This is a genomic window from Catenuloplanes atrovinosus (genome assembly GCF_031458235.1).
Classification (GTDB): Bacteria; Actinomycetota; Actinomycetes; order Mycobacteriales; family Micromonosporaceae; genus Catenuloplanes; species Catenuloplanes atrovinosus.
Map to the genome: position 1 here is coordinate 8049722 of NZ_JAVDYB010000001.1, position 24326 is coordinate 8074047.

At 73.3% G+C, this 24326-nt stretch carries 24 protein-coding genes, 1 pseudogene and 1 riboswitch; of the genes and pseudogenes, 13 read left to right on the forward strand and 12 right to left on the reverse strand.

Annotation, left to right across the window (positions count from 1 at the left end; genetic code table 11):
* Window positions 1-80: 80 nt before the first annotated feature.
* Window positions 81-1475 (reverse strand): FAD-binding oxidoreductase, encoded by a 1395-nt coding sequence (locus J2S41_RS35865; protein ID WP_310374749.1) that lies wholly within the window; start codon window positions 1473-1475, stop codon window positions 81-83.
* Window positions 1476-1497: 22 nt separating this feature from the next.
* Here J2S41_RS35865 and J2S41_RS35870 point away from each other — a divergent pair, with 22 nt between their 5' ends.
* Entirely contained in the window at window positions 1498-1785 is a 288-nt protein-coding gene (locus J2S41_RS35870) for a DUF4031 domain-containing protein (protein WP_310374751.1), read from the forward strand.
* Here the strand turns inward: J2S41_RS35870 and J2S41_RS35875 are convergent.
* Window positions 1754-2380 carry an HD domain-containing protein gene (locus J2S41_RS35875; RefSeq protein ID WP_310374752.1) on the reverse strand — a complete coding sequence of 209 codons (627 nt, stop codon included), beginning with the start codon at window positions 2378-2380 and terminating at the stop codon, window positions 1754-1756. The genes J2S41_RS35870 and J2S41_RS35875 overlap by 32 nt on opposite strands.
* A gap of 49 nt (window positions 2381-2429) precedes the next feature.
* On the opposite strand from J2S41_RS35875, the gene J2S41_RS35880 reads away from it, so the two are divergent.
* Window positions 2430-3578, forward strand: a complete 1149-nt coding sequence (locus tag J2S41_RS35880; protein WP_310374753.1) for an FUSC family protein — start codon at window positions 2430-2432, stop codon at window positions 3576-3578.
* A 4-nt stretch (window positions 3579-3582) separates the two neighbouring features.
* Here J2S41_RS35880 and J2S41_RS35885 read toward each other — a convergent pair whose 3' ends face one another.
* On the reverse strand, window positions 3583-4845 hold the full coding sequence (locus tag J2S41_RS35885) for an aminotransferase class V-fold PLP-dependent enzyme (protein WP_310374754.1): 1263 nt from the start codon (window positions 4843-4845) through the stop codon (window positions 3583-3585).
* 49 nt (window positions 4846-4894) lie between these two features.
* Window positions 4895-5009, reverse strand: a riboswitch (SAM riboswitch).
* 64 nt (window positions 5010-5073) lie between these two features.
* Here J2S41_RS35885 and J2S41_RS35890 point away from each other — a divergent pair.
* On the forward strand, window positions 5074-6498 hold the full coding sequence (locus J2S41_RS35890) for a PrsW family intramembrane metalloprotease (RefSeq protein ID WP_310374755.1): 1425 nt from the start codon (window positions 5074-5076) through the stop codon (window positions 6496-6498).
* Here the strand turns inward: J2S41_RS35890 and J2S41_RS35895 are convergent.
* Entirely contained in the window at window positions 6489-6815 is a 327-nt protein-coding gene (locus J2S41_RS35895; protein ID WP_310374756.1) for a GroES family chaperonin, read from the reverse strand. The two genes, J2S41_RS35890 and J2S41_RS35895, sit on opposite strands and share 10 nt — an antisense overlap.
* Window positions 6816-6913: 98 nt before the next feature.
* Here J2S41_RS35895 and J2S41_RS35900 point away from each other — a divergent pair, with 98 nt between their 5' ends.
* Window positions 6914-8119: an AI-2E family transporter gene (locus J2S41_RS35900; RefSeq protein WP_374728303.1), complete on the forward strand. Its 1206-nt coding sequence runs from the start codon at window positions 6914-6916 to the stop codon at window positions 8117-8119.
* A gap of 195 nt (window positions 8120-8314) precedes the next feature.
* Here the strand turns inward: J2S41_RS35900 and J2S41_RS35905 are convergent, their stop codons facing one another.
* Window positions 8315-10354 (reverse strand): ATP-dependent DNA helicase, encoded by a 2040-nt coding sequence (locus tag J2S41_RS35905; RefSeq protein ID WP_374728304.1) that lies wholly within the window; start codon window positions 10352-10354, stop codon window positions 8315-8317.
* A gap of 238 nt (window positions 10355-10592) precedes the next feature.
* On the opposite strand from J2S41_RS35905, the gene J2S41_RS35910 reads away from it, so the two are divergent.
* The 8 genes from J2S41_RS35910 (at window position 10593) to J2S41_RS35945 (ending at window position 18554) form a co-directional block, all read left to right on the forward strand.
* Window positions 10593-11093 (forward strand): DUF402 domain-containing protein, encoded by a 501-nt coding sequence (locus J2S41_RS35910; protein WP_310374758.1) that lies wholly within the window; start codon window positions 10593-10595, stop codon window positions 11091-11093.
* A 37-nt stretch (window positions 11094-11130) separates the two neighbouring features.
* Window positions 11131-12402 (forward strand): sensor histidine kinase, encoded by a 1272-nt coding sequence (locus J2S41_RS35915; RefSeq protein WP_374728217.1) that lies wholly within the window; start codon window positions 11131-11133, stop codon window positions 12400-12402.
* Complete coding sequence (locus J2S41_RS35920; RefSeq protein WP_310374759.1) at window positions 12399-13067, forward strand: response regulator; 669 nt, start codon at window positions 12399-12401, stop codon at window positions 13065-13067. The genes J2S41_RS35915 and J2S41_RS35920 overlap by 4 nt, the downstream gene beginning before the upstream one ends.
* A gap of 60 nt (window positions 13068-13127) precedes the next feature.
* Entirely contained in the window at window positions 13128-14024 is an 897-nt protein-coding gene (locus J2S41_RS35925) for an ABC transporter ATP-binding protein (protein WP_310374761.1), read from the forward strand.
* Between the two features lie 85 nt (window positions 14025-14109).
* A complete protein-coding gene (locus tag J2S41_RS35930) occupies window positions 14110-15189 on the forward strand; it encodes an ABC transporter permease (RefSeq protein WP_310376788.1) in 1080 nt (359 codons plus the stop codon).
* A 282-nt stretch (window positions 15190-15471) separates the two neighbouring features.
* Window positions 15472-16341 (forward strand): PI-PLC domain-containing protein, encoded by an 870-nt coding sequence (locus tag J2S41_RS35935; protein WP_310374763.1) that lies wholly within the window; start codon window positions 15472-15474, stop codon window positions 16339-16341.
* A gap of 208 nt (window positions 16342-16549) precedes the next feature.
* Complete coding sequence (locus J2S41_RS35940; RefSeq protein WP_310374765.1) at window positions 16550-17176, forward strand: DUF47 domain-containing protein; 627 nt, start codon at window positions 16550-16552, stop codon at window positions 17174-17176.
* A gap of 370 nt (window positions 17177-17546) precedes the next feature.
* The gene (locus J2S41_RS35945) at window positions 17547-18554 is read left to right on the forward strand and encodes an inorganic phosphate transporter (protein ID WP_310374767.1); all 1008 of its coding nucleotides are present in this window, start codon (window positions 17547-17549) and stop codon (window positions 18552-18554) included.
* 41 nt (window positions 18555-18595) lie between these two features.
* Here J2S41_RS35945 and J2S41_RS35950 read toward each other — a convergent pair whose 3' ends face one another.
* Window positions 18596-19576: a Gfo/Idh/MocA family protein gene (locus J2S41_RS35950; protein ID WP_310374768.1), complete on the reverse strand. Its 981-nt coding sequence runs from the start codon at window positions 19574-19576 to the stop codon at window positions 18596-18598.
* Window positions 19577-19619: 43 nt separating this feature from the next.
* On the opposite strand from J2S41_RS35950, the gene J2S41_RS35955 reads away from it, so the two are divergent.
* Window positions 19620-20222, forward strand: a complete 603-nt coding sequence (locus tag J2S41_RS35955; RefSeq protein ID WP_310374770.1) for an NUDIX hydrolase — start codon at window positions 19620-19622, stop codon at window positions 20220-20222.
* Between the two features lie 254 nt (window positions 20223-20476).
* On the opposite strand, the gene J2S41_RS35960 is transcribed toward J2S41_RS35955, so the two are convergent.
* From J2S41_RS35960 to J2S41_RS35985, 6 genes and pseudogenes are all read right to left on the reverse strand, one after another.
* Window positions 20477-21268, reverse strand: coding sequence for an EI24 domain-containing protein (locus J2S41_RS35960; protein WP_374728305.1), 792 nt, complete (start codon window positions 21266-21268; stop codon window positions 20477-20479).
* A gap of 97 nt (window positions 21269-21365) precedes the next feature.
* Entirely contained in the window at window positions 21366-21914 is a 549-nt protein-coding gene (locus J2S41_RS35965; RefSeq protein WP_310374772.1) for a hypothetical protein, read from the reverse strand.
* Window positions 21915-21945: 31 nt separating this feature from the next.
* Window positions 21946-22839, reverse strand: coding sequence for an alpha/beta fold hydrolase (locus J2S41_RS35970; protein WP_310374774.1), 894 nt, complete (start codon window positions 22837-22839; stop codon window positions 21946-21948).
* Window positions 22836-23144, reverse strand: a complete 309-nt coding sequence (locus J2S41_RS35975; RefSeq protein WP_310374777.1) for a DUF2516 family protein — start codon at window positions 23142-23144, stop codon at window positions 22836-22838. The genes J2S41_RS35970 and J2S41_RS35975 overlap by 4 nt, the downstream gene beginning before the upstream one ends.
* Window positions 23143-23780: pseudogene (locus tag J2S41_RS35980) on the reverse strand (hypothetical protein); the annotation flags it as partial. The pseudogene J2S41_RS35980 and the gene J2S41_RS35975, both read right to left, overlap by 2 nt.
* On the reverse strand, window positions 23777-24259 hold the full coding sequence (locus J2S41_RS35985) for a helix-turn-helix domain-containing protein (RefSeq protein WP_310374779.1): 483 nt from the start codon (window positions 24257-24259) through the stop codon (window positions 23777-23779). The pseudogene J2S41_RS35980 and the gene J2S41_RS35985, both read right to left, overlap by 4 nt.
* Between the last annotated feature and the right edge of the window lie 67 nt (window positions 24260-24326).

Consider the following 24326-nt stretch of genomic DNA (forward strand, 5'->3'; position numbering starts at 1 on the left):
GGTCCGCACGCCGGGCGACCTGGCCGACCCTGACCGTTCCGGACGCCGCGAAGCCATCCGATCGGCGCGAACCGCACGCCCTAGAGGACCTTGCCGGGGTTGAGGATGCCGAGCGGGTCGAGCGCGTCCCGGATCGACCGCTGCACGCGCATGCCCACCGGGCCGGCCTCGCGCGCCAGCCACTCGCGCTTGAGCAGTCCGACGCCGTGCTCGCCGGTGCACGTACCGCCGAGGGAGAGACCCAGCTCCATGATCTCGTTGAACACCACGCGCCCGCGGTCGACGCAGGCGGGGTCGGTGCGGTCGACCACGATGTTGGGGTGCATGTTGCCGTCGCCGGCGTGGCCGATCGTGCCGACCGGGATGCCGTGCCGCTCCGCGATCCGCTCCACGCCCTCCAGCAACTCGGCCAGGCGGGCGCGCGGCACGGCCACGTCGTCGATGATCAGGGCGCCGATGCCCTCCGGGTACGTCTCCGCGGCCAGCCGCTCCATCGCGGCGTGCGCCAGCCGGCGCGCCTCCAGCAGCGCGGCGGCCTCGGCCGCGTCGGTGGCGGCGAAGACCTCCTCCGCGCCGGCGGACCGGCACGCCTCCTCGATCATGGCGAGGTCGGCGGCGGCGCGGGAGCCGGTGTCCGCGGCGGCGAGCAGCAGGGCCCGCGCGTCCGTGCGCAACCCCATCGGGCGGTACGCCTCGATCGCCCGCAGATGCGTCCGGTCCAGCAGCTCCAGCAGGCTCGGGGACAGCCCGCGCCGGGCGATCGCGGCCACCGCGCGCCCGGCGGCGGCGACCGAGCCGAACACGGCCACCAGCGTCAGCGCCTGCTCGGCCGGCGGGCGCAGCCCCAGCGTCACCTCCGTGATCACCCCGAGCGTGCCCTCCGAGCCGACGAAGAGGCTGGTCAGGTCGTACCCCGCGACGCCCTTGGCGGTTCGCCGGCCGGTCCGGAGCACCTCGCCGGAGGCGAGCACCACCTCCAGGCCGAGCACGTACTCCGTGGTCACGCCGTACTTCACGCAACACATGCCGCCCGCGTTGGTGGCCACGTTGCCGCCGATCGTGCTGGTCAGCCAGGACCCCGGGTCGGGTGGATAGCGCAGCCCGGCCTTCGCCACCTCCGTGGCCAGCACCGCGTTGACCACGCCGGGCTGCACCACGGCGATCCGGTCGACCGGGTCGATCGTGCGGATCTCGGTCATCGCGGTGGTGGACAACACGATCGCGCCGTCCACCGCGTTCGCCGCGCCGGCCAGCCCGGTCCGGGCGCCCTGCGGCACCACCGGCACGCGCAGCTCGGACGCGATCCGCAGCACGTCCGACACCTGGGCGGTGGTGCGCGGCCGCACCACCACGGCCGGGACGCCGGAGTCGCAGAGGTCGGCCTCGTCGTGCCGGTGGCCGTCGATCAGATCCGGGTCGGTCAGCACCGCCCCGGCGGGCAGCACCTCCGCCAGTCGCGCGATCAGGTCCGCCATCCTTCGACGGTACGGTTTAAGAGTGATCTTCGTCGACCCTCCCGCCTGGCCCGCCCACGGACGGCTGTGGTCGCACATGGTCAGCGACCACTCACTGGCCGAGTTGCACGCGTTCGCCGAGAAGATCGGCGCGCCGCGCCGCGCGTTCGACCGCGACCACTACGACGTGCCGGCCGAGCGCCTGCAGACCGCGATCCTGCTCGGGGCGCGGCTGGTCTCCAGCCGGGAGATCGTGGCCGTGCTGCGCGCCTCCGGGCTGCGCAAGCCGAAGCACACGGTCAGGCGGTCAGCTCCGCCAGCTCGCGAGTGAGGTTGGCGCGGGCCGGCGCCTCCCAGCGCGCGGCCAGTTCCGGATCGCGGAACAGCGCGGGCAGGTCGAGCAGCCCGCGCAGCACGGCGGCGCGCCCGAGGCGGAACAGCTCGTCGGGCACGTGCGCGTACTCCCGGCGTACCGCCCGGGTGTATCGCTCGTAGTCGGCCGGAGGCCGGGCCAGCACGGCCAGGTCGGCGTCGCAGAGCAGCGCGCCGTTGCGGTCATCGTCCGTGACCGCGTGCCCGGCCGTGAGCCGCACCAGCCGCGCCACCTCGGCCACCGCGTGCTCCGCGACACCCAGCGCGGCCAGCTCCGACTCGGCGAGCCGGGCGCTGGCCTCCTCGTTCCCGGGCGCGGTGGGATCGTAGACCGCGTCGTGGTACCAGACCGCGAGCCGCACCAGGTCCGGATCATCCGCCTTGCCGGCGTGCCGGTCCACGGTGGAGAGCATCGAGGTGAGGTGGTCCTCGTCGTGGTACGCCCGATGCGGCTCGCGCCAGCGCGCCAGCAGCGCCGCGCCCGCCACGTCGCCCGGATCCGTGCCACCCGCACCGGCCAGCGCGCCGCGCCAGCCCGCCATCAGCTCGCTCACCACGTCATCCTGGCAGGAGAACTCCCATGATCGACGGTAGGGTCGGTACATGGGCAGCGCGCCGTTCGGCCAACGCGTGGCCGAGCTGGGCCGCCGGTCCGGCGGCACGTTCCGCGAACGGCTCGGCCGGGTGCGCGGCAACGCGGGCCTCGCGCTGCAGACCGGCGTGGCCGCCGGCATCGCCTGGCTGATCGCGAACGACCTGCTGCACCACCAGACGCCGTTCTTCGCGCCGATCGCCGCGGTGATCACGCTCGCGGTCTCCGTCGGGCAGCGGCTGCGCCGCGCGTTCGAGCTGGTCATCGGCGTGGCGCTGGGCATCGCGGTCGGCGACGCGCTGATCCTCCTGATCGGGACCGGGCCGTGGCAGATCGGGCTGTCCGTGGGCCTGGCCGTGGTCTCCGCGATATTCCTCGGCGGCGGCTCGTCGCTGGTGGTGCAGGCCAGCTCGTCCGCGGTGCTGGTCGCCACGCTCACGCCGCCGACCGAGGGCATCTACCTCGGCAGGTTCTGGGACGCGCTGATCGGCGGCGCGGTCGGCCTGGCCGTGATGGCGCTGCTGCTGCCGATCAACCCGCTCACCGTGGTCATCCGCGCGGCGAACCCGGCGCTCGACGTGCTCGCCGACGGCCTCCGGCACGCGGCCGGCGCGCTGGTCGCCGGCGAACCGGAGAGCGCCGCCGAGGCGCTGGAGCGGCTGCGCGCGGCCGAGTCGGACCTCAGCACCATGGACGAGGCGATCAAGGCGGGCCGGGAGAACGCGACGCTGGCACCGGTGCGCTGGCGGGCCCGCGCGCCACTGGCGCAGTACCTGGACAGCGCGCGGTACGTGGCGCACGCGCTGCGCAACAGCCGCGTGCTGGTCCGGCGGATCGTGACGATGCTGAACGACGGCGAGCCGGTGCCGCGCACCCTCGCGCCCGCGGTGGTCGCGCTGGGCGAGGCGGTCGAGCTGCTCCGCACCGAGCTGGAGCTGGGCGTGGAGCCGGAGGCCGCGCGCGGGCGGGCGCTGCGCGCGGTGTCCGACGCCGGGCGGGCCTACGCGGACGGCGTGGGCTTCTCCGGCTCCGTGGTGGTGGCGCAGGTGCGGTCCACCGCGACGGACCTGGTCCGGGCCTCCGGCGTCGAGCACGAGGAGGCGATCCGGCAGGTCCGTCGCGCGTTCGGCCGCCCGTTCGAGACGAAGACCGCGGCCTAGCGTTTCACCCCAGCGCGGCGATCAGCGCGTCCACGTCGGACTCCGTGCTGCCCAGGCCGACGCTGACCCGCAGCGCGGTCGGCGGCAGCGTGAGCCCGGACCGCGCGGACGCCTCGGACAGCAGCCGCTTCGCCAGCGGGTGCGCGCAGAACAGCCCGTCCCGTACGCCGATGTTGTGCTCCCGCCCCAGCTCCGCCGCGACCGCGGACGAGTCCCGCCCGGCCACCGCGAACGACACGATCCCCACCCGCTCCGCGTCCGGGCCGAACGTGCGCAGCTCCACCACGCCCGGGATCGACGCCAGGCCCGCGCGCAGCCGGGCGACCAGCCGCTCCTCGTCCGCCCGCAGCGTGTCCCGGTCCGCCACCTGCAACGCCGCGCAGACCGCGGCCAGCGCCACCGCGCCCAGCAGGTTCGGCGTGCCGGCCTCGTGCCGCGCCGGCCCGGTCGCCCAGGTCACGTCGTGCGTACCGGCGCCGACCCGGGTGGTGGCGCCGCCGCCGCGCAGGTACGGCTCGGCCGCGTCCAGCCAGTCGCCGCGCCCGGCCAGCACCCCGGCGCCGAACGGTGCGTACAGCTTGTGGCCGGAGACCGCCACGTAGTCCACGTCCAGCGCCGCCACGTCCACCGGCAGGTGCGGGGCCAACTGCGCCGCGTCCAGCGCGATCCGGGCGCCGTGCCGGTGCGCCACCGCGGCCAGCTCCGCGATCGGCCACACCTCACCGGTGACGTTGCTGGCGCCGGTCACCGCGACCAGGATGTGCGCCGGCGCGTGCGGGCCGCGGCGCAGCTCGGCCAGCGCCTCACCGAGCGAGCGCACCGCGGCGCCCGGCGACGACGGGACCGGCAGCCGCAGCGGGTGGCCCGGCCAGGGCAGCAGGTTGGCGTGATGCTCGCCGCCGAACGTGACCACGGTGGTGCCGGCCGGCAACGCCGAGGCCAGCAGGTTCAGCGCGTCCGTGGTGTTCCGCGTGAAGATCACGTGGTCCTCGGCGCGCGCGCCGAGGAAGTCCGCGACGGTCTGCCGGGCCCGCTCGTAGGCGAGCGTGCAGCGCTGGGAGAGCGCGCCGGCGCCGCGGTGCACGCTGGCGTACCAGGGCAGGATCGCGTTCACCGCCTCGGCGGCCGCGACCGCGCACGGCGCGGTGGCCGCGTAGTCGAGGTTGATCTGGCCGGGCACGCCCAGGACGCCGGGCACGCCCAGGACGGCGGGCGCGGTGCTCTCGGCGGCGGTGGCGACGGCGGCGGGCAGCGTGAGCGTCGACATGCGATGACCTCCGGGGTCTGAGGGACCCCGAGCACACCGTCGGGAACGAGGTCCGCGCTTGCCCGCGCGGACACGCGGGCCCGGTCATCACCCGGGGCACCCCACCGCGAACAGACGAGGGTTGCCGGTCAGCTAGCCGGGGCTTGTCGCTGACGCTCGTGACCTGGCGGCAATCATAGCCACGCACTGGGCGATCGTGGCAAGCCCGTTCTGGATACGCTGAACCTCATGTCGGAGATTCCACCGCAGCCCTACGCGCCCGCCGGTCCGATGCCGCCGGCCGGTCCGGTGCCGCCGGCCGGTCCGGTGCCGCCGAGCGGTTCGCTGCCGCCGAGCGGTTCGCTGCCGCCGGCCGGTTCGCTGCCGCCGGCCGCGCCGGAGCCGGGCCTGCGGAGGCGGGTGTGGCGGATCATCGGCCTGGCCGTGATGATCGTCTTCATCGCCGCCTGCGCGATCGCGGTGACGGTCTTCCTCGGCTTCAACATCGGCATCGACGGGCTGCTGCTCGGCACCGCCGCGGCGCTGCTGCCGGTGCCGGTGCTGATCGGCGCGTTCATGTGGCTCGACCGGTACGAGCCCGAGCCGATCGGCTACCTCGCGTTCTGCTTCGCCTGGGGCGCGTTCGTGGCGACCGGCGCCGCTCTGGTGGTGAACAGCGTCTCGGCGTACCTCTTCGAAGGCTGGGGTCTGTCCGACTCGCTGGTGGCGGTGCTGGTCGCGCCGTTCATCGAGGAGGCGATGAAGGCGCTCGGGCCGGTGCTGCTGCTCTGGTGGCGACGGCGCGAGTGGTCCGGCATCACCGACGGCATCGTCTACTGTGGCCTCTCCGCGATCGGCTTCGCCATGGTGGAGAACATCCTCTACCTGGGCGGGCACGGCTACGCGGCCAGCAACGAGCAGTACGGCCCGGCCAGCGGCGCGCAGCAACTGTTCCTGATCTTCATCGTGCGCATCCTGTTCACCGGCTTCGCGCACCCGCTGTTCACGTCCATGGCCGGCGTCGGGCTGGGCATCGCCGCCCGTACCGCCGCGCGCCCGGTCCGCTGGCTCGCGCCGATCTCCGGCCTGCTGGTCGCCATGATGATCCACGGCACGTGGAACCTGCTGCCGTCGCTGGTGGTGGCGACCGGCGAGCCGATCGTGCTGCTCTACGGCTACCTGGGGCTCATGATCCCGGTCTTCTTCGCCACGGGCGGCTTCGCCATCTGGCTGCGCGGCTGGGAGGGGCGGCTCACCGAGCGGACGCTCCCGGCGTACGTCCGGGCCGGCTGGCTCTCCCCGCCCGAGGTGGCCACGCTGAGCAGCCTCGGCCGCCGGCACTCCGCCCGCCGCTGGGCGAAGCGGGTCGCCGGTGACGCCGGCGTGCGCGCGATGCGCAACTTCCAGTTCGCCACCACGAAGCTCGCGCTGCTGCGCGACGGGATGGACCGCGGGCTCTACCGGAACCTGGACGCGGCCGGCGCGGAGGAGCGGGCGCTGCTCGGCCGGATCTCGGCCGAGCGGTCCGTCTTCGTGGGCCGGGACCCGCAGACCCCGCCGGCCCGCTGGGACGGCGAGCGGTACCACATCACGTTCCCGGACGGGGTGAGCCGGCCGATCGAGGCGCCCGCCTCGCCGGTGGTGCCGATCCCGATCACCAGCTACTACAGGTAGAGGCCGATCCCGTCGGACTCGACGCGCTCGGCCGCGACCGCGTGCACGTCCCGCTCGCGGAGCAGCACGTACTCCCGGCCGTGCAACTCCACCTCGGACCGGTCCTCCGGGTCGAAGAGCACCCGGTCACCGGCGGCCACGGACCGCACGTTCGGGCCCACGCCGACCGCGGTGGCCCAGGAGAGGCGGCGGCCCATCGACGCGGTGGCCGGGATGACGATGCCGGCGGACGAACGGCGCTCCCCCTCGGCACCGTCGAGCCGGACCAGGACGCGGTCGTGCAGCAGCCGAATCGGCAGCTTGGCGTCGTCGTTCACGTCAGGAGACGCTACCCGTACCCGGCCGGGCCCGGCGCGCGGGTGCGCGGGTGATCACGCGTTAACGTCGGGAGGTGCGTGTGGGACGACTGAGCAGCATCCGGCGCAACCTCCGCCGCGCCTACGAATCCCGGATTCCGGAGCCACCGGCCGCGGTGGAGGCGCCGCCGCCGGAGGACGCGCCGGAGATCGTCCACACGTCCACGATCAGCCGCGACGACGCCGAGGTCCCGCACGCGCTGCGCCTCGCCGCCGCCTGGTCCTGGCGCCTGATCGTGGTGGGCGTGATCGGCTACGTCCTGCTCCGCTTCTTCGGCGTGATCCGGATCGTGATAATCCCGCTCTCCATCGCGCTGCTGCTCTCCGCGCTGCTCACGCCCGCGGTCGGCTGGCTGCTCAAGCTGCGCTTCCCGCGCTCGCTGGCCACCGCGCTGGTCCTGGTCGCCGGCCTGGGCGCGGTGGTCGGCACGCTCACCATGGTCGTCACCCAGTTCGTCGACGGCCTGCCGGAACTCACCAGCAACGCCACCGTCGGCATCCGGCAGATCCAGGACTGGCTGCGCGACGGTCCGCTGCACCTCGACGACGACCAACTCGACACCGCGCTCACCACCGGCCAGCAGTGGCTCGACGAGAACACGCAGGCGCTCACCACCGGCGCGGTCTCCACCGCCACCACGGTCTTCGAGCTGTTCACCGGCGCCCTGCTGGTGCTGTTCTCGACGTTCTTCTTCCTCCGCGACGGCCGGAGGATCTGGCGCTTCGTGGTCAGGCTGTTCCCGGTCACCGCGCGCTGGCGGCTGGCCGACGCGGGCGAGGCCTCCTGGCAGACGCTCGTCGCCTACGTCCGCGCCACCGTGCTGGTCGCGTTCATCGACGCGGTCGGCATCGGCCTGTTCCTCTTCATCTTCGACGTCCCGTTCCCGTTCCCCCTGGCCGCACTGGTCTTCCTGGCCGCCTTCGTCCCCATCGTCGGCGCCACCGTCTCCGGCGCCGTCGCGGTCCTGGTCGCCCTGGTCGACAGCGGCTGGGTCACCGCGCTGATCATCCTGGGTGCCGTCATCGCCGTCCAACAGATCGAAGGCCACATCCTCCAGCCCTTGATCATGGGCCGCGCCGTCGCCATCCACCCCCTCGCCGTGATCATCGGCATCGCGGCCGGCGTCGTCCTGGCCGGCATCACGGGCGCCCTGGTCGCCGTCCCCCTGATCGCCGTCCTCAACACCGCCGTCCGCCGCCTCACCGCCGACCCCCGCCCCGAGGTCCCGGCCGACGCGATCGTCGTCAACCCCAAAAACCCATAAAGGCGGACTTTCCCACTCCCGGCGTGCCCACTCCCGTCCGCTCCCGCGGGCTCCCGCCTCCGTGTGGTCACCTCACCGACCCACCCCCGCACGCAACCGACCACCGCGCGCCGCTGGCCGCGGTCCCGGCGGCCGGGCGCCGGAACAGACACCACGGACGGAACGGCGAGGAAGACCAGGCCGGGGTGCGGGTGGTCAGGACTTGGCGAGGCGTTGGAGGGCGCCGAGGGCGACTTCCGGGCGCGTGGTGTACCAGAACGGGGGGAGGGTCTTGCGGAGGAAGGGGCCGTAGCCGCGGGCGGTTTCGAGGCGGGAGTCGAGGACGGCGACCATGCCCTTGTCACCGGCGGCGCGGATGAGGCGGCCGGCGCCCTGGGCGAGGCGGATGGCGGCGATGGGGACGCTGACGGAGGAGAAGCCGGAGCCGCCGGTGGCGTCGACGGCGGCGGAGCGGGCGGCGGCCAAGGGCTCGTCGGGGCGGGGGAACGGGAGGCGGTCGATGATGACCAGTTGGCAGGCGTCGCCGGGGACGTCGACGCCCTGCCAGAGCGACATGACGCCGAACAGGCAGCTCTCCCGCTCGGCGCGGAAGCGGCGGACCAGGACCGGCAGCGCGTCCTCGCCCTGGAGCAGCACCGGGATCGACGTCTTCGCGCGGACCAGCTCGGCGGCCTGCTGCGCGGCCTTGCGGGAGGAGAACAACCCGAGCGTGCGGCCGCCGAGCGCGGTGATCAGCTTGAGCAGTTCCTCGCCGGTGGCCTCCGGCAGGCCGGACGCGGCCGGCCGGGGCAGGTGCGCGGCGACGTAGAGAATGCCCTGCCGTGCGTAGTCGAACGGGGAGCCGACGTCGAGCGAGCGCCAGCCCGGGCCCTCGGCCGGTGCCGGTGGCTTGGGCCCGGCGGTCGCCGGGCGGGCGGCCTCCGCGGCGGCGGCCGCGATCGGGGTGGGCTTGACCGGGCCGAGCGGCAGGCCGAGCGAGCGAGCGACCAGGTCGAACCGGCCGCCGAGCGCGAGCGTGGCGCTGGTGGCGACCACGGTGCGCTCCTCGTAGAGCGTCTCGGAGAGCAGGCCGGCGACGGAGAGTGGCGCGACGACCAGCGCGCGCCGGGTGCCGGTCTCGTGCTTCTCCACCCAGGCGACGTCGTGGTCGCTGCCCTCCAGCAGGCGCTGGGCGGTGTTGCCGATCTCGTCGAGCACGGCCTTGGCCTGCTGCTTGCGGACCGGGTCGGGGTCGTCGGCCTTGACGTCGCCGATCGACTCGAGCGCGCGGCGGGTGGCGGCGTCGACCAGCGTGCACGCCTCGGCCAGCGCCTGCGGCAGCTCGCCGGTGATCAGACCGTTCGGCGCCTCGGCGAGCCCGAGCGTGAGCGCGTCACCGGCCTCGGTGAGCGCGGAGTGCACGTCCGGCTGGACGACCGGGCGGGCGCGCCGGGCCGCCGCGGTGATCGACTCGGGGGTCAGCTCGGCCTGGGACGCGGAGGAGACGCGGTCGGCCAGCTCGTGCGCCTCGTCGATGATCAGCAGCTTGTGCGGGGGCACGATGTGCCGGCCGGCGAGCATGTCGACCGCGAGCAGGCTGTGGTTGGTGACGACCACGTCGGCCTCGCGGGCCCGGGCGCGGGAGGCCTCGGCGAAGCACTCCTCCCCGTACGGGCAGCGGGCCGCGCCGACGCACTCGCGCGCGGGCATGGACACCTGCCGCCAGACGCGGTCGTCGACGCCGGGGTCGAGCTCGTCGCGGTCACCGGTCTCGGTCTCCATGGCCCAGTCGTGGACCCGCTCCACCTGCTTGCCGAGCTTGCCCGACTCGCCGAGCCAGCCGGACCCGGACGCTGACCCGGCCCGCGCGGGGGAGTCGACCTCGAAGAGGCCCTCGTCCTCGGGCTCGTCCTCCTGCGAGTTCTCCAACTTGGCCAGGCAGAGGTAGTGGTGCCGGCCCTTGAGCACGGCGAACGTGGGCTGCCGGCCGAGCACCGGCTCGACCGCCTTGGCCAGCCGGGGCAGGTCGTGGTCGACGAGCTGGGACTGCAGCGCCAGCGTGGCGGTGGAGACGACGACCGGGCCCTCGACCATCAGCGCGGGCGTGAGGTAGCCCAGCGACTTGCCGGTGCCGGTGCCGGCCTGGACGAGCAGGTGCTCCCTGTCCGCGATGGCGTCGGCGATCGCCTCCACCATCTGCTGCTGGCCCGCGCGCGAGGAGCCGCCGGGGACCGCGCCGACGGCGGCGGCCAGCAGCTCGACGGCGCGCTCGCGGCTCTTGCGCTGGCGTGGGGTCGGCGTCTTGGCGGTCTCGGAGGAAGCGATCGTCACCCGGGGAACGGTACCGGGACCCACCGACGTTTCCCGGCCCCCGGTGTCCGCGAAACGCGCGACGGCTACGACTTGCCGTCGATTTGCGGAACTTTCCGCAACGCCGTGCGGGGACGCACCATGATCGCGCGGCGGGATCGATCGCATCGGTTAAGGTGCGCTCATGTCAGACGTGGTCCGGGTGGTCTACCAGAAGTACGACGGCACCGCACACCGGGACTACCCCGCGCGCCGCCTGGCCGAGGACGACCTCGGTGTCTGGCTGGGCGTGACGGCCGGCACGCCGAGTGTCTACCACGGCCGGGCATCCGTGGAGCGCATCCCGTTCATCCTGCTGGTGCCGCACAGCGCGCACTGGACCGGCATGTTCAACCCGCCGCCGCGCACCAGCGAGGTCTACTGCGACATCACCACGCGCGCGCGGTGGGAGGGCGACACCGTACACCTGATAGATCTTGATCTGGACGTGGTGCGCCGGCGCGCGACCGGCCTGGTGGAGTTGCGCGACGAGGACGAGTTCGCGGAGCACCGGGAGCGGTTCGGCTACCCCGACGACCTGGTCCGCGAGGCGCATCTGGCCGCGGACTGGCTGCTCGGCGCGCTGGGCGACGGCACCGAGCCGTTCGCCTCCGCCTATCGCAAGTGGCTGGCCCTGGTCACCTGATCGCCGATCACTCGCGGTGGTCGGGGACACTGGTCGCGTGACGACGGCGGGGGACATGGAGTGGCGGCGGCCCGGGCCGACCGCCGATCAGCGGCGCAACGACATGCTCAGCGGCATCGCCGCGACGGTGGGCAGCACGTTCAGCCTGGTGCTTTCCACGAGCGTCGGCGTCTTCCTGTTCGACGACCCCGCTTCCCGTCCGGAGCAGGCGTTCTGGGCGGTGGCGACCACGCTGCCGCTGATGTGGCGCCGCCGCTTCCCGGAGCCGGTGATGCTGCTGGTCGCGGTCGCCTACATCGCCAGCCAGGCCCGGCACGCGCAGGAGGCGCAGATCTCGCAGATCGCGCTCTTCGCCGCCATCTACACGGCCGGGGCGTGGAGCGGAGACCGGCGCCGGGCCAGGCTCTCCCGCATCGTGGTGATCGCGGCCATGTTCGGCTGGATGACCATCTCCATGTCGATCAACCTGCCCAAGCTGCCACCGGACGCGTTCTCCACCGCGGCCGGGCCGCTTCCGCCGATCCTCTCCGCGATCCTGGTGCAGATCTTCCTGAACGCGCTCTACTTCGGATTCGCGTACTACTTCGGTGACGTGTCCTGGACCGCCGCGCACGACCGACACCTGCTGGTGCAGCGCGCCGAGGAGCTGCGCCGGGAGCAGGACAAGGAGGCGGAGCGGGCGGTGCTGAACGAGCGGGTCCGGATCGCCCGCGAGCTGCACGACGTGGTGGCGCACCACGTGGCCGTGATGGGCGTGCAGGCCGGCGCGGCCCGCCGGGTGCTGGACAAGGACGCGGGCAAGGCGCGCACCGCGCTGGCCGCGGTCGAGCAGGAGGCCCGGACCGCGGTCGACGAGCTGCGTCGCATGCTGGGCGTGCTGCGCGCCACGGACGCGGAGGGCCCGGTCCCGCCGGTGCACGGCATCGACGACCTGCCCGCGCTGCTGGAGAGCTCCCGCCAGGCCGGCCTGACCATCGACCACGGCGTGTACGGCGACCCGGTGGACGTACCCGAGTCGGTGTCCGTCGCGGTCTACCGGATCGTGCAGGAGGCGCTGACCAACACGCTCAAGCACGCCGGGCCGGTCGGCGTGGACGTCCGCATCCGGTACCTGAGCCGCGAGGTGGAGATCGACGTGACCGACCAGGGCCGGCCGGCGGCCCCGCCGAACGGGCGCGGCATGGGCCTGATCGGCATGCGCGAGCGGGTGGCCGCGCACGAGGGCGTGCTGGAGGCCGGCCCGCGCGAGGGCGGCGGCTTCCGCGTGCGCGCCCGGTTCCCCCTGACCAAGAAGGAGGCCGCGGCATGATCCGCGTTCTGCTGGCCGACGATCAGCACCTGGTACGCAGCGGCTTCCGGGTCATCCTGGAGACGGAGGACGACATCGAGGTGGTCGGCGAGGCGTCGGACGGCCTCACCGCGGTGGACCGGGCCGCGGAGCTGCGCCCGGACGTGATCCTGATGGACGTGGAGATGCCCGGCGTGGACGGTCTGGAGGCCACCCGGCGGATCGTGGCGGGCACCGGCGAGGACGGCCCGGCCGTGCTGATCCTGACCACGTTCGACCGGGACGACTACCTGTTCGCGGCGCTGCGCGCGGGTGCCAGCGGGTTCCTGCTCAAGACCGGCACGCCGGAGGCGCTGATCGACGCGGTGCGCATCCTGTCCCGCGGCGACGCGCTGCTCGATCCGCAGCTCACCCGCAGGGTGATCTCCACGTTCGCGGGCCCGGAGAAGGCGGTGCCGGTTCAGGCCGACGCGCGCCTGGCCGAGCTGACGCCCCGGGAGAACGAGGTGCTGGTGCTGCTCGCCGGCGGCTGCACGAACGCGGAGATAGCCGAGCGGCTGTTCCTCGGCGAGGCGACCGTGAAGACGCACGTCAGCCGGGTGCTGACCAAGCTGGGCCTGCGCGACCGGGTCCAGGCGGTGGTCTTCGCCTACGAGCACGGCGTCGTGGGTCCGTCCCGAGGGTGACCCGCGTGATCCGTCGCATGCCGGACGCCGGGACGATCATCACCGCCTAGCGTTGACGGCATGACGAAGGTGCTCAGGGTGAGCGCGGTCGACCGGGGGTTCGCCGGTCGGCAGGTGCTGAAGGACGTCTCGTTCGACGTGACGGCGGGACGCATGACGGGTTTCGTCGGCGCCAACGGTGCCGGCAAGACCACCACGATGCGGATCATTCTCGGCGTGCTCGCCCCGGACTCCGGCGAGGTGACCTGGGACGGCCGTCCGCTGACCCGGGCCGACCGCCAGGCCTTCGGCTACATGCCCGAGGAGCGGGGCCTCTACCCCAAGATGTCGGTCCGGGAGCAGGTCGTCTACCTGGGACGGCTGCACGGGCTGACCGCGGCCGAGGCGACGCGCGGCGCGGACGACCTGCTGGCGCGCGTCGGGCTGACCGACCGGGCGGAGGACAAGCTCGAGACGCTGTCGCTCGGCAACCAGCAGCGCGCGCAGGTGGCCGCCGCGCTGGTGCACGACCCGGAGGTGCTGGTCCTCGACGAGCCGTTCTCCGGCCTGGACCCGATGGCGATCGACACCGTCGTCTCCGTGCTGCGGGAGCGCGCGCGGGCCGGCGCGTCCGTGCTGTTCTCCAGCCACCAGCTCGACGTGGTGGAGCGCCTCTGCGACGACGTCGTGATCATCGCGGACGGCGTGATCCGCGCGGCCGGCGAGCGGGAGGCGCTGCGCCGTCAGTACGCACGCCGCGAGTTCGAGCTGATGGTCGACTCCGACCTGGGCTGGCTGCGGGACCGGCCGGAGACCAGGCTGACCGACCTGGACGGCCGCCGCGCGATCGTCGAGCTGGAGCCGGGCGCCGACGATCAGGAACTGCTGCGCGACGCGCTCGCCCGCGGCCCGGTCCGCACGTTCCGCCCGGTCGTACCCACGCTGGCCGAGATCTTCCGAGAGGTGACCACCCGATGAGCGAGCGTGCGAGCGAATCGACGGCTCAGCGCCGACCACGCCGGAACCGCGGCATCGCGGGAGGTGCGGCATGAGCGGACGGCAGCTGTCCAGCTGGGAGGCGACGCGGCTCGTCACCGCGCGCGAGATCAAGGTCAAGATCAGGGACAAGGCCTTCCTGATCAGTACGGCGTTCCTGTTGATCTTCGCGGTCCTCGGTACGGTTCTGCCGTCCTTCTTCGACGGTGGCCCTACCAGCGTGGCGGTCGTCGCCGGCACGTCCACCGAGCCGCTCACCGCGGCCGGCCTGGAGGTGCGCGAGGTCGCGGACGCGGCCGAGGCCGAGCGCCTGGTCCGCGACGGCGAGGTCGACTCCGCCGTGGTCGGCGGCGTGGTCCTGGCGATGGAGGACGCGCCGGACGACGTGGTGTCCGCGCTCAGCACCGAGCCGGAGGTCCGCCTGCTCGACGCGGACGTGCTCAGCGCGACGCTGGCGTTCCTGATCCCGTACCTGTTCGCGATGACGTTCTTCTTCACGTCGCTGATGTTCGGGCTGCAGATCGCGCAGAGCGTCACCGAGGAGAAGCAGACCCGGATCGTGGAGATCCTGGTGTCCAGCGTGCCGCCGCGGGTGCTGCTGACCGGCAAGGTGCTCGCCGGGGCGATCCTGGCGTTCGGCCAGATCGCGCTGCTCGCGCTGGTGGCCGTGGCCGGCCTGCGGTTCACCGGCGGGGAGACCGACGGCGACGTGAGCCTGCTGAAGCTGCTGGCCCCGGCGATCGGCTGGTTCCTGCCGTTCTTCGTGGTCGGGTTCGTGCTGCTGGCCGGGATGTGGGCGGTGGCCGGCGCGCTGGTGAGCCGGCAGGAGGACATCAACAGCGCCTCCACGCCGGTGCAGCTCACCATCATGCTGCCGTTCTTCGGCGTGATCTTCCTCAGCGGCAACCCGCTGGCGATGACCATCATGTCGTACGTGCCGTTCTCCGCGCCGATCGCGATGCCGGTGCGGCTGTTCACCGGCGACGCCGCGGGCTGGGAGCCGATCGTGTCGCTGGTCGTGCTGGTGCTGGCCGCGGCCGGGATGCTGATCGCCGCGGCGCGGCTCTACGAGGGCTCGCTGCTGCGGACGAACGGCAGGACGTCGCTCGCCCAGGCGTGGCGCTCCCGCGAGGCGCTGCCCGGCTGATCGGCACACCTGGAGCCGGCCCGCCTCGACCGAGGCGGGCCGGCTCGGTCGTGCACCGTCCGGCGCGAGCACCGCGACCAGGCCCGCCGGGTCGCCGCGTGCGGCGACGGCGAGGAACGCGGCGCTGCTCGGCCGGTGCGGCCCGTTCGGCCCCGAACTCGGTGGCGAGATCGCTCATCAGCCGCCTCCCCATCGATTTGTGTCGATCGATAGGGCCATCCGGCCAGCGCGTGCCCGACGAAATGTGATGCAGCGATTACGTATTTCGTACTATTTGTCCCTATGACGGGAAGCGTGTCCACGGTCGCCAGCGGGCTGGTCGGCCTGGCGGGTGCCGGCGGTGCCGCCGCGATCGGGCTGGCCGTGCTCCGCCGCCCGCGTCCCTACCTGCCGGGCAGTCACGCGCTGCTCGACCCGGACCGCCGCGACCCGCTCGGCGAGGCACTGCGCCGCGGGTACGGCAGCGCCTCCATCCCGATCCAGGCCGGCCCGGACGGCGGGCCGCTGGTGCGCGGCCGCCCGGTCGGCCACCTGCTGCTCCGCCCGCTGCTGGACCGCGCCCGGCGCCGCGGTGGACGCGTGCACCACGGCCCCACGCCGCCGTTCGGGCTGGTGCTGGAGGTCTCCTCGGCCGTACCCGTGCGTGATCTTCTGGGGTGCCTGCACGAGGAGGTGGCGCCGCACGCCGGGCTGGTCACCCGCTGCGTGGACGGCCGCGTCGTGCCCGGCGCGATCACCGTGCTGGTGTCCGGGCCGCCCGAGGTGCGCGACGTGCTGGCCGCCGACCCGGGGCGGCACATCTTCGCGGACGGTACGTTCGACGATCTCGGCGTGGCGGAGGTGCCCGCGTCGCTGGTGCCCATGGTGAGCGAGCACTGGTCGTGGCGGTTCGGCTGGGACGGCGAGGAGCCGATCGCGGCGGAGGAGCGCTACCTGCTGCACGACCTGGTTCGGCGGGCGCACGAGGACGGCCGCCGGGTGCGGCTGTTCGGCGCGCCGCGGCGGACCCGGCGGATCCGGGCGGCGTGCTGGGCGGAGCTGGCCGCGGCCGGTGTGGATCTCATCGGTGACGCGGATCTCGCCGGGCTGGCCCGCTACCTGCGCACGGCCCGGCGGCCTCGCCGTCCGGTGGTGCCGCCAAGGTCGACGTAGGCTACGAAAAGTATTCACGACACCACTGGACGCCAGGCCGGCATGAATCCATGGTGAACATGGTCCTAACGGAATGATGCATACGGTATCCGGGGGTTTACGTCGTGACAGCGTTCCTTAGCATCACCTGCGCAGGATCAACGTCGACCTGCCGGCGCGAACAACCCCGGCCGCAGGAACGCCGGCCAGACGCAGCGAGGTCCACCCTGTGAAGTTTTCCTTCCGCCCCGTCGAGGGCGCCTTCTACGAGCTCTTCACCCGGGCCGCGTACAACCTGGTACGCGGCACCGAGCTGCTGAACGAGCTGGCCCTGCCGGGGGTCGACGTGCAGTCGGTCAGCGAGCGGCTGACCGAGGTGGAGCACGACAGCGACGCCATCACGCACGAGTTGTACAAGAAGATCAACTCCACCTTTGTGACGCCGTTCGACCGGGAGGACATCTATTCGCTCGGCTCGCAGCTGGACGACGTGATGGACCACCTGGAGGCGGTCGGCAACCTGCTCTACCTCTACGGGCTCACCAAGCTCCCGGCGCTGCCGCGCGAACTGCACGAACTGGTCAACGTGCTGGACCAGCAGGCGAAGCTGACCGCGGACGCGATGCCGCGGCTGCGCGCCATGAAGGACCTCGACGAGTACTGGATCGAGTGCAACCGGCTGGAGAACGACGGCGACCGGGCGTACCGGATGCTGCTGGTCCGCCTCTTCTCCGGCGAGTACGACGCGCTGACGGTGCTGAAGCTCAAGGAGGTCGCGGACGAGCTGGAGGCCGCCTGCGACGCCTTCGAGCACGTGGCCAACACGGTCGAGACGATCGCGGTCAAGGAGTCATGAGCGAGCTTGCGAGCGAATCATCGGCTCAGCGCCGACCACGACGCGACTGCGGCATGCGAAGGATCTCCGGCCTCCGTGAGCTTGCGAGCGAATCATCGGCTCAGCGCCGACCACGACGCGACTGCGGCTTGCGAAGGATCTCCGGCCTCCGTGAGCTTGCGAGCGAATCATCGGCTCAGCGCCGACCACGACGCGACTGCGGCTTGCGAAGGATCTCCGGCCTCCGTGAGCTTGCGAGCGAATCATCGGCTCAGCGCCGACCACGACGCGACTGCGGCTTGCGAAGGATCTCCGGCCTCCGTGAGCTTGCGAGCGAATCATCGGCTCAGCGCCGACCACACGGATACCGCAGCGTGAAGGGCAGCCCGGCATGAGCCCCGAGCTGGTCGCCGTGGTCGCGGTGATCGTGATGGCGATGGTGTTCGACTACACCAACGGGTTCCACGACGCCGCGAACGCGATCGCCACCAGCATCTCCACCCGGGCGCTGACGCCGCGGGCGGCGCTGGTGATGGCCGCGTTCGGCAACCTCGTCGGCGCGCACTTCGGCTCCGGCGTGGCCGCGACGGTCGGCGAAGGGCTGGTCAACCTGCCGACCGGCGTGGCGAGCCTGGGCGTGCTCTTCGCGGGCGTGACCGGCGCGATCATCTGGAACCTGATCACCTGGTACCTCGGGCTGCCGTCCTCGTCGTCGCACGCGCTGTTCGGCGGGCTGGTCGGCGCCACGATGTTCGCGGCCGGCGGGTCGGTGCAGTGGGGGATCATCGTCGACAAGATCGTCGTACCGATGTTCCTGTCCCCGCTGGTCGGCGTGGTGCTCGGCTTCGCCGTCATGATCGCAATCCTGTGGATCTTCCGGCGCGGGCATCCGGCGCGGCTGAACCGGGGCTTCCGCGCGGCGCAGTCCGTGTCCGCCGCCGCGATGGCGATCGGGCACGGCATGCAGGACGCCGCGAAGATCGTGGGCATCGTGGTGCTGGCGCTCTACACCGGCGGGTTCGCGGCCAACCGCACCGATCCGCCGGAGTGGGTCGTCTGGGCGGCCGCGATCGTGCTGGCGGCCGGCACCTACGCGGGCGGCTGGCGGATCATCCGGACGCTCGGCCGCAAGATCATCGACCTGGGCCCGCCGGAGGGCTTCGCGGCCGAGACCGTCGCCAGTGGCGTGCTCTACTTCAACGCGCTGGTCCTGCACGCCCCGATCTCCACCACGCACACGATCACCAGCGCGATCATGGGTGTCGGCGCCACCAAGCGGCTCTCCGCGGTCCGGTGGAACGTGGCCGGCAACATCGTGATCGCCTGGGTCATCACGTTCCCGGCCGCCGCGTTCTTCGCCTGCCTGACCTACTTCGTGGTGGCCCCGATCTTCGGCTGAGCCGCGGCCCCTCCCGGCTGCCGGGAGGGGCGGCCGGCCGCTCAGTCGTACGAGACGCCGATCCGCGCCCGGATGTCGTCCAGCAGACCCATCATGTCCAGCGTGAGCGAGTGCGGCACGACCGGGCTCTCGGTCAGGCCGTCGCGCAGGCACCGGTGGATCTCCGCGGCCTCGTAGTGGTAGCCCTTGCCCGGGAAGTCCTCGGTGATCACCTCGGATTCCGCGCCGGCCCGGTGCAGCGTCATCGCGCGCGGCACGAACGCCGGGTCGTGCAGCGTGATCCGGCCCGCGCTGCCGCTGATCACCGCGCTGTTCGGCGTGGCGCCGAGCATGCCGCAGGTCAGCGTGGCGACGGCGCCCCGGTCGTACCCGAAGATGATCCCGGTGTTCTCGTCCGTGCCCTCCGGGCCGAGCTTCGCCCAGGCCCGCACGTGATCTGGCATGCCGAGGAACAGGTGCGCGATCGTGATCGGGTAGACCCCCAGGTCTAGCAGCGCGCCGCCGCCCAACCGCCGTGCACGCATGCGGTGCTCCGGCGGGAACGGCCCGGCCACGCCGAAGTCCGACGACACCGTGGTGACCTCGCCGATCGCGCCGTCCCGGACCAGCTGCACCGCGCGCAACACCACCGGGTTGAGGCGCGTCCACATCGCCTCCATGAGCAGCACGTTCCGTTCCCGAGCCCGCGAGATCATCCGCTCCGCACGCGCCCGGTCCAGCGTGAACGGCTTCTCGCAGAGCACCGCCTTGCCGGCGTCCAGGCAGAGCATGGTGGCCTCGAAGTGCGCGGAGTGCGGCGTCGCCACGTAGATCACGTCGACGTCCGGGTCCGCGGCCAGCTCCTGCCAGGTGCCGTGGGCACGCGGGATGTCGTGCGTCCCGGCGAACGCGCGCGCGGACTCCGGCGACCGCGAGCCGACGGCCACGACCTCCGCGTCCGGCAGCAGCTTCAGGTCCTCCACGAACGAGGCGGCGATGCCGCCGGTGGCCAGGATGCCCCAGCGAACGGGTCGATCATTCATGTGACGCACGGTATCCGACCACGTCGCGGGTTAGGGTCGCGGAATGGCTGAGCTGTGGTCCCTGCCCGCGCCCATGGTCGACCGCATGCGTCGCTTCGCCGAGTCGGGGGAGCCACCGGCCGTGCCGCGCGTCGCCGCCACGGTCGTCATGATCAAACCCGACGGGCCCATGCGGGTGTACGTCATGCGCCGCGCCTCCGCGATGGTCTTCGGCGGCGTGTGGGCGTTCCCCGGCGGCAGCGTGGAGCCCGGCGAGACGCCACCGGAGGCCGCCGCGCGCGAGGTGGCGGAGGAGGCGGGCGTGCTGCTCGACCCGGCCGTGCTGACCCCGTGGAGCCGGTGGATCACGCCCGAGTTCGAGCCGCGCCGCTTCGACACGTACTTCTACCTGGTCGCCCTCCCACCCGGCGCGGACCCGCGCGCACTGACCGAGGAATCGGACGCCACCGCGTGGGTGACACCGGCGGAGGCGCTGGACCGGCACGCCGCGGGCGAGTGGTCGATGCTCCCGCCCACCGTCGTCACACTGCGCCAGCTGGCGGAGGCCGGCGACCTGGCGAGCGCGCTCGCCACCGCTGCCTCCCGCCCGGCCGCCGACCCGATCATGCCCCGCGCGATCGACGGCAAGCTCGTCATCGACGTCTGAGCCGCCACCGCCACCCGCGCGGTCGTGCCGCCCGCGCGGTCGTGCCGCCCGCGCGGTCGGCGCCGCCCGCGCGGTCAGTGCCGCACGAGCGGTCAGTGCCGCACGAGCGGTCAGTGCCGCCCGCGCGGTCAGTGCCGCACGAGCGGTCAGTGCCGCACGAGCGGTCAGTGCCGCCCGCGCGGTCAGTGCCGCCCGCGCGGTCAGTGCCGCACGAGCGGTCAGCGCCGCACGAGCGGTCAGTGGCGGCTCAGCGGTTACCGGTGCTCGATCGGGAAGCCGAGGGCGCGGCGGGACAGCAGCGCGGCCCCGGCCACCGCGGCCGGTGTGACCAGGACCGCGCCGAGCGGGATGAGGAAGCAGACGAAGACGCCGACGCCGAAGCCGAGCGCGGCCGGGCGGTGTGCGCGGAGCACGCGGCGGCGGTCGGCCAGGCGCATGCCGCGGCGGTAGAACGGGAAGCCGGTCAGTTCGACGGCGAGGAACCAGCCGCCGACGAACGCCGCGACCACCGGGACCACGGTCTGGCCGAGGACCGGGACGAAGCCGAGCACGAACAGCGGGATGCCGCAGATGACGGTCAGCCCGATCAGCCGGATCGAGTCGGCCAGGCTCAGTCGCATGGTCTTGTGCCAGGGCAGGTCGATCTCGTCGGGCACGCCGCCGTACCGGTTCTCCACCGCCTCGGAGATCTTCTCGTAGAACGGGTCGCCGATCAGCAGCGTGATCGCGGTGAACGTGAGCATCCCGACCAGCACGAACAGCCCGAGCACCGCGATCGCCACGGCCAGCCGGACCAGTTCCTGCGGGCCCTCCTCCCAACCGTCGGCGAACGGCGTGAGCCAGGACGCGATGTCCGAGATGAAGTAGAAGAGCGTGCCGAACGCGGCCAGGTAGAGCGCGAAGGAGATGAGCGCGGGGATCAGCCCGAAGAGCATCAGTCGCGGGTTGCTCAGGTAGAGGCCGAGGCCGCGCAGCAGCATCCGGACCCCGGCGAGGAACTCCTGCGCGGTGCCGCCGGCGCGCGCGGTGGCCGGGTGTGCGGTGATCGGGTGCCGGGTGCCGGGACCGAGCGGCTGCGGTTGCGTCACGACCTGGAAGCCTAAGACCACCGCGCCATTCCCGCCTCCCGGCGGGGCGCCGGCCTCACCGCTCGGACATCTCCCACTCCCAGGACCAGTCCCAGTCCGGCGCGGGCGGCATCGGCTCCGGCCACGTCGTGGCCTCCGGCTCGCCGGTGCCGGCCTCGACCGGCGCGGTCGGCGTGCCGGCCTCCGCCGGCGACTCGGCGGGGGAGCCGAACGGCGGATCCAGATCGAGATCCAGGTCCGGGTCCACGTCCAAGTCCGGTGCCGGCGGCCGCGGCGTGGCCGCGCCGGTGCCGGCCGGTGGTGCGGGCAGCGGCCCGCCGGTCCAGCCGGACGGCGTGCCGGGTGCCGGCGTCACGCCGTCGCCGCCCGCGGCGCCGGGCGAATCCCGCGGCGCGGTGCCCGGTGGCGGCGTCCCCGGCGGCGCGGTGCCCCAGGTCGCAACCGCGCTGGGCGGTGCGCTGGTGGCCGGCGCGTCGCCGAACAGTCCGACACCGGACGGGCCGAGCGGGGAGGAGAGCCCGCCCAGGCGCCAGCCGACGTGGATGGCGGACGGCAGGCCGCACACCACGATGGCCGCGAACACGATCCTCGGCGAGACCTTCACCCTCTAATCACCGCAAAACGGTACGTAAAGGTTACGCCGCTTCGGCGAGGAAGCCGGAGATGCGCTCCCGCAGGTCCGCGCGGTGCGTGAAGACCGGTCCGGGCCGGTCGTAGACGTGCAGCGTCGCGTGCGGCAGCAGTTCGGCCAGCCGCTCCGCCGCCTCCACCGGGTGCAGGTCGTCGCCGCGCGCGCCGATCACCAGCGCCTCCGCGGTGACCGCGGACAGCGCGGCCACGTCCGGCACCGGCACCGCGCCGGCCAGCCCGGCCAGGTCCGCGCCGAGCCCGTCCCGGGACAACTGCTCGACCCGCTGCCGCAGGTAGCCCCAGCCGGCCGGCGTGTTGCGCACGGACGGCGGCAGCTCGTCGGAGACCGCCTCCGCGATCGCGGCCAGGTCGCCGTCCTCCACGGTGGCCAGCAGCGTCTCGACGCGCTCGCGCAGCGCGTCGCCACGCGCCTCGTCGACCGGGATCGGCAGGAAGAAGACCACGCGCCGGAAGCGGCCGGGGCTCTCGGCGAGCAGCCGGGCCAGCGCGGCGGCGCCCATGCTGACGCCGAGCGCCCGGCTCGCGTCCGAGAGGTCCGCGACGGCGCGCAGGTCACGGGCCAGGTCGCCGTAGTCCCACGGCCCGGGCGGCGCCTCCGAGCGCCCGTGGCCACGGAACTGGAAGAAGATCCGTCGGCCGGCGACCGCGCTGCCCAGCGGCCGGGTCGCGGCGATGCTGCCGGCCAGCCCGTGCGCGAACACCGTGCCCGGCTCGCCGGCGCCGCTGATCAGGCGCTCCAGCCGTACCCCGTGCGGGGTCGAGATGATGTCGGTCGGCGGCTCGGGAAGCGTGGGACGGCCGCTGCGCGGTGCGGTGGGACCGGGACCGTAGGTCCGCGGGCCGCCGTCGGGACGCGGCGGCCAGCGGAAATCCCTCACCAGAAGCCTTTGCCGTCGGACAGGTCGCGCAGTCCGACCCGGACGTCGAGCAGGTAGACCATCCCGGCCGCGATGCCGATCATCTGGAAGATCGTCTGGCGGTTGAGCAGCAGGCAGAAGACCATGCAGAGGCCGAGGATCGCCAGCCAGCCGCCCTTGGGCAGCGTGCCGATGGCGGGGAACGCATCCGCTCGCTGGGTGAGGCAGTGCACGAACGAGACGCCGAGCACGACCAGCGCCAGGAACAGGATCGCCAGGTCGATGAGGTCGCGAATGATGAACGCGAGTGGGACGTCGGTGGCCATGCCCCAAGCTTAGAGCGTCCGCCGGGGCACGGAGTGGTGCGCGAGACCCGCGGACGGGCCTCGCGCACGCGTGGGTCACTCGGCGGCCGGGGTGGCCTTCTTCGCGTCGGCGGCCTCGGCCACGTCGGCCGGGGTGGCGGTGACCTCGGCCGGGGCCTCGGTCGCCTCCATGTCCGCGTTCACCGTGTCGGCGGCCTGCACCACGCCGGCCCCGACCACGCGCTCGCCGTGCGCGACCAGCGCCGCGTACGTGGTCACCGCGCGCTGCTGCGCCACCTGCGCGCCGGCCTGGGCGACCGCGAGCGCGGCGACCGCGTTGCGCTTGGCGGCCTCGGTCAGCTTCGCCACCTCGCCGTCCGGCCCGGCGGCCCGCACGCGCAGCGCGTCGGCCTGCGCCTGCGCGACCCGCAGGCCGGCGACGGCCCGGGTGCGGATCTCGTCGCGCCGGCCGTTCAGCTCGCCGGCCCTGGTGCGCAGCTCGGCGACCGCGACCGGGACGCGCTCGCGCAACTGCTCGACCACCTCGGGGAGCTTGCGGATCTGCTGGTACGCCAGGTCGCCGGCGCCGGCCACCGCGTAGAGCGGGGTGGGGATGCGGGTGTTGCCGGGGGTCGTGGTCTCGGGCTGGTTGGTCATGGCGTCTCCTCCGTGATGGGGGTGGTCGTGGTCGGCGCCTTCGTCACCGTGGGCGCCCGCTCGGCCGCGTCACCGTCCGTCGCGGCCTGATCCGTGGGGTCCGGGTGCGTCTCGGCCTCGGCGGCGGCCGCCGCGGCCTCCCTGGCGTTCTCCCGGCGGAACGTGTCGTAGATCTGGCTGAGCGACTGCTTCTGCGCCATCGTCAGGTCCGGGTCACCCGCGATGGCCTCCAGCACGCCCGGCGTCTCGCCCTCGAGCAGCCCGGCCCGCAGGTACATCGCCGGGGTGGAGACCCGCAGCGCGCTGGCGAGCTGCTGGAGCACCTCGGCGCTGGGCTTGCGGAGCCCGCGCTCGATCTGGCTGAGGTACGGATTACTGACCCCGGCCTGCTCGGCGAGCTGCCGAAGCGAGATCTTCGCGTTGCGCCGCATGTCGCGGATGAATCCGCCGATGTCGCGCGGGAGGTCTGCCGGTGCCATGCCTCGACGGTAGCCCGGGGTGCTAACTCTTGCAAGCAAAGTGCTTGCCCGAGTTAGCACGCTCACT